Raw genomic sequence first — 6,357 nt, 5'->3', positions numbered from 1 at the left:
GATGAAAGCAAGGCATTGATTGCAGTAACTAGTTGTTCTAATTACAAAATCAATAACAAAGACTAAAACGTAGTTTTATGTCTAGCTAGCATTCATTTTAACAAGCATGAATGAATAGATAATTATCGGATTTGGTATTATCGATACCTATTACTTTGCTATATTAAAACAAAGTCTAGCAACGCAATCGGTATTAAGTCTATATTAAGGAACTATCATATGAGAACAAATCCAAAATCTGCATATCGCCGTATTCTATTAAAGTTAAGTGGTGAAGCCTTAGTGGGAGAAGAGGGCTTTGGTATCGATCCTAAAGTATTAGATCGTATGGCACTTGAAATTAAATCATTAGTAGAGGCTGGTGTTCAGGTCGGTTTAGTTATTGGTGGTGGTAACATTTTCCGTGGAGCAGGCCTTGCCCAAGCGGGTATGAACCGGGTTGTTGGTGATCATATGGGGATGCTGGCGACGGTGATGAACGGTCTGGCTATGCGTGATGCTCTACAGCGAGCACATGTTAGCTCCCGTTTGATGTCGGCAATTCCTTTAAATGGTGTTTGTGATGATTACAACTGGGCTGAGGCAATAAGATACCTGAAATTAGGTACAGTAGTGATCTTTTCTGCCGGAACAGGTAATCCTTTTTTTACGACCGATTCTGCTGCTTGTTTACGTGGTATTGAAATTGAAGCCGACGCGGTTTTAAAAGGTACAAAAGTAGATGGCGTTTATGATGCTGATCCAGTTAAAAATCCTGATGCAAAACTCTATACAGAGCTTGATTACCAAGTAGTATTGGAAAAAGAATTACAAGTAATGGATCTTGCGGCATTTACATTAGCACGTGATCACAGTTTACCGATACGCGTGTTCAACATGAACAAACCGGGCGCTTTAAGCCGCGTTGTATTAGGTGAAAGCGAGGGCACAACAATTACTCACTGTGCCACCATAATAGAAAAAAACTAATAAAATTTATAACTAAAAATTAGGGGAATTATTATGATCAATGAAGTTAAAAATGATGCGCAAACGCGCATGGGAAAAACCGTTGAAGCGTTTAAAAGTCAGTTAACAAAAGTGCGTACGGGCCGTGCTCATCCGAGTTTATTAGATGGCATTATGGTGCCGTATTACGGCAGCAATACGCCGCTTCGCCAGGTAAGTAATGTTTCTACTGAAGACGCGCGTACATTAACAGTAACTGTTTTTGACGCCAGCCTGATCCAGGCGGTAGAAAAAGCGATCATGGGTTCAAACCTGGGATTAAACCCGATGTCTGCGGGCACTGTGATTCGTATTCCGTTACCTCCGTTAACTGAAGAGCGTCGTCGTGACTTAATTAAAGTTGTGCGCGGTGAAGCTGAAAACAGCCGTATTGCCATCCGTAATATTCGCCGTGACGCAAATAGCGATTTAAAAACACTGGAAAATGATAAAGATATCAGTGAAGATGAGCAACGCGCCGGAGAAGGTCTGGTACAAAAAGTGACTGATGATTATATTAAACAGATTGATGATCTGCTCGCCGTAAAAGAAAAAGAACTGCTGGAAGTTTAATTACAGCTTAATAACCTGAAATTAGCGTATTCATATTTTGAATACGCTAACTAATCTTCGACTATGCATCAGGGTTGATTGTGGCCACATTAAATGAAAATTCAAAATCTGCTAAACATGTCGCTATCATCATGGATGGCAATGGCCGCTGGGCTGAACGTAAAAGTAAACATCGCGTATTAGGACATAAACACGGTGTAAAGTCCCTGCGTAAGGCAATTGTTTTCGCTAATGAGCAAAAAATTGAAGCCTTAACTATTTTTGCATTCAGCAGCGAAAACTGGCAGCGACCTGAACAAGAGGTCAGTATGCTGATGGAACTGTTTTTTACTGTATTAAACAGTGAAGTCAAAAAGTTACATAAAAATAATATTAAGTTTAAAGTGATTGGCGATCTCTCCGGCTTTAGTGAACGTTTACAAAAAAAAGTCATTGAAGCAGAACATAAAACTGAAAATAATAGCGGTTTAACGGTTAGTGTTGCTGCAAATTATGGAGGGCGCTGGGATATCACCCAGGCAACTAAAAAATTAGCTTCTTTAGTCGCTTCCGGTGAACTCAATAGCGATGACATCAATGAGCAAATGTTAGATCAGGCTATTTCATTATCCGGATTACCACCTGTAGATTTGATGATTCGTACTGGCGGTGATCAACGTATCAGTAATTTTTTATTATGGCAGCTGGCCTATGCGGAACTGTATTTTACCGACGTGTTGTGGCCTGATTTTGATGCTCAGGAGTTTCAAAATGCGTTGGATGTTTTCTCAAGTAAAGAACGCCGTTTTGGTAAAACCAGTGCTCAACTAAGCTAACAATCCTGCCTGAAAATGCATTCAGGCGGATTTACTAGCATCACGAATTTAACAAGGGTGTTTCTGTGAAACAACGAATAATAACAGCTTTAATTTTAGCGCCTCTGGCTATTGGTGCCATTTTTTTTCTCCCTCTGCAGTTTTTTATGCTTTTCAGCGCCGTCATCTTTCTGCTCTCCAGTAAAGAGTGGGGCGGTTTTGTCAGCAAAGCACCTTCGAGCTTGACTTTATACCTTTTCGGGCTGGTACTTGGCTCAACCCTGTTATTAATTCCCATTGAACATATCTGGGTCAACGGCAAGATCAACGCTTATATTATCTATGGTCTTTTTGCTGCTGCAATCTGGTGGTGTTTATCGTTTGTGATGGTTATTACCTATCCGAAGTCAGCAGGCCTATGGCAAAAAAGTAAAGTGATTAAATCATTTTTTGGTTTATTAACATTAGTGCCTCTTTTCTGGGCAATGGTGGTGTTGCGTTCAGTCAATATCTACCATGAGTTTTATTTTGGCGGTGCTTTATTAATGTACGTTTTTGTGCTGGTCTGGGCTGCTGATATCGGTGCCTATTTTTGCGGTAAAAAATTTGGCAAACGCAAGCTGGCACCTAATGTGAGCCCGGGGAAAACAGTGGAAGGATTTTTAGGCGGTTTATTCAGTGCCATGATCGTAGCGTTATCTGTCGGTATTTTCTTTACCATTGCGGAGGATAAAATGCTGCCCTACCTGATAGCCTCTTTAATCACTATCATCGTTTCAGCACTGGGTGATTTAAGTGAAAGTATTTTCAAACGGGAAGCGGGTTTGAAAGACAGCAGTCATTTATTACCGGGTCATGGTGGCATTTTAGATCGTATTGATAGTTTAACCGCTGCTGTACCGGTTTTTGCTCTTTTTTACCTGTTATGGTTAAGTTAGAAAATGAAAAAATTAGCTATATTAGGTGCGACCGGTTCGATCGGCGCAAGTACAGTCAGCGTTTGCCGAAGCAACCCGGGATTATATGAAATAACCTTATTAGTGGCTTCGACAAGCGTTGATAAAATGTTTGCGCTGTGTCAGGAGTTCACCCCGCGCTATGTTGCAATGAGCTGTAACAGGGCAACTTTGCAACTGCGTGAATTACTTAAAAATGCCAACTTGCCATCGCAGGTGCTGGACAATGAGCAGGAACTGCTGCAGCTGCTGGCCGGCGAGGAAGTGGATGCTGTTATGGCAGCTATTGTCGGCGCGGCCGGGTTAAAAACAACTCTGGCGGCAGTTGATGCGGGAAAAGAGATTTTTTTAGCCAACAAAGAGGCGCTGGTGATGTCCGGGGCACTGTTTATCAATGCGGTTAAAAAATCCGGCGCAAAACTGTGGCCCGTTGACAGTGAGCATAATGCAATTTATCAGGCATTATCACCAAGGTTACAGAACACTATTGGCGCTTGTGACCTGCCGGGGGAAGGGGTCTCAAAAATATTGTTAACCGGTTCAGGTGGCCCCTTTTTAGAAAAACCGCTGGCAGAATTTTCCTCTATCACACCCGCACAGGCAATCAAACATCCCAACTGGTCGATGGGTAACAAAATATCAATAGATTCAGCCACCATGATGAATAAAGGCCTTGAATACATTGAAGCACGCTGGTTATTTAATGCCGATAAAGCGCAGTTACAGGTAGTGATACACCCGCAGTCGGTGATTCACTCCATGGTGCAATATAAGGACGGCAGCGTAATCGCGCAAATGGGCAATCCTGATATGCGTATTCCGATTGCCTATGTGATGGGGGGCGAGCAGCGTATAGAGAGCGGTGGTGGTTTTTTTGACTTCTTTTCGACCGCTAATTTTAGTTTTGCAGAGCCTGATTTTACCCGCTACCCCTGCCTTAAATTAGCCATTGATGCCTGTTTCGAAGGGCAGCAGTCAACGACTATCTTAAATGCTGCCAATGAAGTGGCTGTTGCTGCTTTTTTACAGAAGAAAATAAAATTTACCCAGATAGGGCAGCTTGTGGAACGCGTTTTAAATTGTGCTGGCGGTGCGAGCATCGAATCAATCGAGCATCTGTTAGAGATTGATGCCCTGGCCAGATTAAACGCTGGCGAAATTATTAAACGAGATTATTTATGTTAAGTGGTTTATGGAATTTAGGCGCGTTTATCGTTGCATTGAGTATCCTTGTGGCTATCCATGAGTTTGGCCACTTTTGGGTGGCAAGACGCTGCGGGGTAAAGGTACACCGTTTTTCTATCGGGTTTGGCAAAGTGCTGTTTAAATGGTTTGATAAACAGGGCACAGAATTTGCCATTGCAGCTATTCCGCTCGGTGGTTATGTGAAAATGTTTGACGGCCGGGTGGATCAGTTAAGCGCAGAAGATGAGGCTTTTGCTTTTGATAAAAAAACTGTGTGGCAGCGCATTGCTATCGTTTCCGCAGGACCGCTGGCGAATTTTTTATTAGCGATTGTAGCCTTCTTTTTTATGTATATGATTGGGGTAAACAGCGCTAAACCCATTATTGAAAAGGTTCGTCCGGAAACGCCAATGAGCGCATTGCAGGGTGAAAAGTTATTTAAAGTTGTCGCTGTCAATGAGCAGCAGGTTGAAGACTGGGAAGCGTTGAATTTAGCATTAGTCGATCAGATTGGTGAAAATCACTTCAATATCACTATTCAACCGTTACAGGACGCCTTCGGCAATGAGTCCAGTGAGCCTGTAAAAACCTTTATTATTCCGCTCGAAAATTGGCTTTTTGATCCTAAAACTGAATCGGTTATAAGCAGCTTAGGCCTGATCCCCTACCGTCCGGCGATCTATTTAGAGGTTGGACAACTCGTGGAGGGGGGCCCCGGAGCCCTGGCTGGTTTACAGGTAGGCGATAAGTTATTGGCCATTGATGGTGAGAAATTGAACAACTGGGCGCAATTTGTCGAGGTTATCCAAAATAATGCCAAGCAAACACTGCAACTTGAAATCGAAAGAGGCACAATGGTGCAGCGGATAGCCTTGATACCAGATGTCCGCGATGGTGGCGCCGGAACGCTACAAGGTTATATCGGTGTTTCGCCGGCAGTAGAAGCTTATCCTGATGAATACCGGGTTAAATTACAGTTTGGGCCATTACAGGCGTTTGACAGAGCGCTTGATAAAACCGGGCAGTTAATAAGCTTAACTTTTAATACCATTATCAAACTGGTTACTGGTGATATCTCGGTTAAAAACTTAAGCGGCCCGGTGGCTATTGCTAAGGGTGCAGGGATGAGTGCGGATTATGGAATTGAGTACTTTTTAGGATTTCTGGCGTTAATCAGTGTTAATCTTGGCCTGATGAACCTTATTCCGCTGCCGGTATTAGATGGCGGACATCTGTTATATTATTTCGTAGAAGTCGTAACCGGCAAGCCGGTATCAGAAAGAGTGCAGGAAATTGGCTTTAAAATAGGTGCGGCGATTTTAATGAGTCTGATGCTGATCGCTATCCTGAATGATTTTAATTTATGGTAGTGCTTTGAATGCCGACTCTATCGTTTTGGCAATGGTGGTATTGAAAGTTCGCTGTTTACTTTATAAACTCCGCATCTTTTATACCCATGATACTTCAAGATGCAAAGTCAGCAAGGCAAATTGTGCCGGGATGCCAGGCATAAAATTGAAGTATAGTTATTCTACATAGAAATTTTATAGCAAAGCAGATTGGTGCAATTTACCTTGCGCTACGGGGCGCTAGCTCGAAAACCAGTGCTGCGTTGCACCGATCGAAAAGGGAATAACCATTACCTCATGTTGCGTCTTGCTCTGGTCTCCGAGCTCGTGCCTGACAAAGCATTTTGAAGTAATATGGGTATATATTTGATTATACCAATTCCGTTAATTAGATGATCTATTTAGGCGCAGGAAAAATGGATGAAAGCAAGGCATTGATTGCAGTAACTAGTTGTTCTAATTACAAAATCAATAACAAAGACTAAAACGTAGTTTTATGTCTAGCTAGCATTC

6 protein-coding genes are annotated in these 6,357 nt (G+C 42.4%); all 6 read left to right on the top strand.

Annotated elements, in window-relative coordinates:
- The first annotated feature begins 219 nt into the window (after nt 1–219).
- The 6 genes from pyrH (at nt 220) to rseP (ending at nt 5,865) form a co-directional block, all read left to right on the top strand.
- Nucleotides 220–969, top strand: coding sequence for a UMP kinase (gene pyrH / locus ABZA00_RS15875; RefSeq protein WP_372883129.1), 750 nt, complete (start codon nt 220–222; stop codon nt 967–969).
- Between the two features lie 33 nt (nt 970–1,002).
- Nucleotides 1,003–1,560, top strand: coding sequence for a ribosome recycling factor (frr, locus tag ABZA00_RS15870; RefSeq protein ID WP_372883128.1), 558 nt, complete (start codon nt 1,003–1,005; stop codon nt 1,558–1,560).
- Between the two features lie 131 nt (nt 1,561–1,691).
- Nucleotides 1,692–2,375 carry a polyprenyl diphosphate synthase gene (uppS, locus tag ABZA00_RS15865; RefSeq protein WP_372883130.1) on the top strand — a complete coding sequence of 228 codons (684 nt, stop codon included), beginning with the start codon at nt 1,692–1,694 and terminating at the stop codon, nt 2,373–2,375.
- Between the two features lie 65 nt (nt 2,376–2,440).
- A complete protein-coding gene (locus ABZA00_RS15860; RefSeq protein WP_372883127.1) occupies nt 2,441–3,292 on the top strand; it encodes a phosphatidate cytidylyltransferase in 852 nt (283 codons plus the stop codon).
- A 3-nt stretch (nt 3,293–3,295) separates the two neighbouring features.
- The gene (gene ispC, locus ABZA00_RS15855) at nt 3,296–4,495 is read left to right on the top strand and encodes a 1-deoxy-D-xylulose-5-phosphate reductoisomerase (protein WP_372883126.1); all 1,200 of its coding nucleotides are present in this window, start codon (nt 3,296–3,298) and stop codon (nt 4,493–4,495) included.
- Nucleotides 4,489–5,865, top strand: a complete 1,377-nt coding sequence (gene rseP, locus ABZA00_RS15850; protein WP_372883125.1) for a sigma E protease regulator RseP — start codon at nt 4,489–4,491, stop codon at nt 5,863–5,865. The genes ispC and rseP overlap by 7 nt, the downstream gene beginning before the upstream one ends.
- Nucleotides 5,866–6,357 lie beyond the last annotated feature (492 nt).

It is taken from the genome of Psychromonas sp., from assembly GCF_041586535.1.
Classification (GTDB): Bacteria; Pseudomonadota; Gammaproteobacteria; order Enterobacterales; family Psychromonadaceae; genus Psychromonas.
This window is presented reverse-complemented; position numbering and strand designations above follow the sequence as displayed.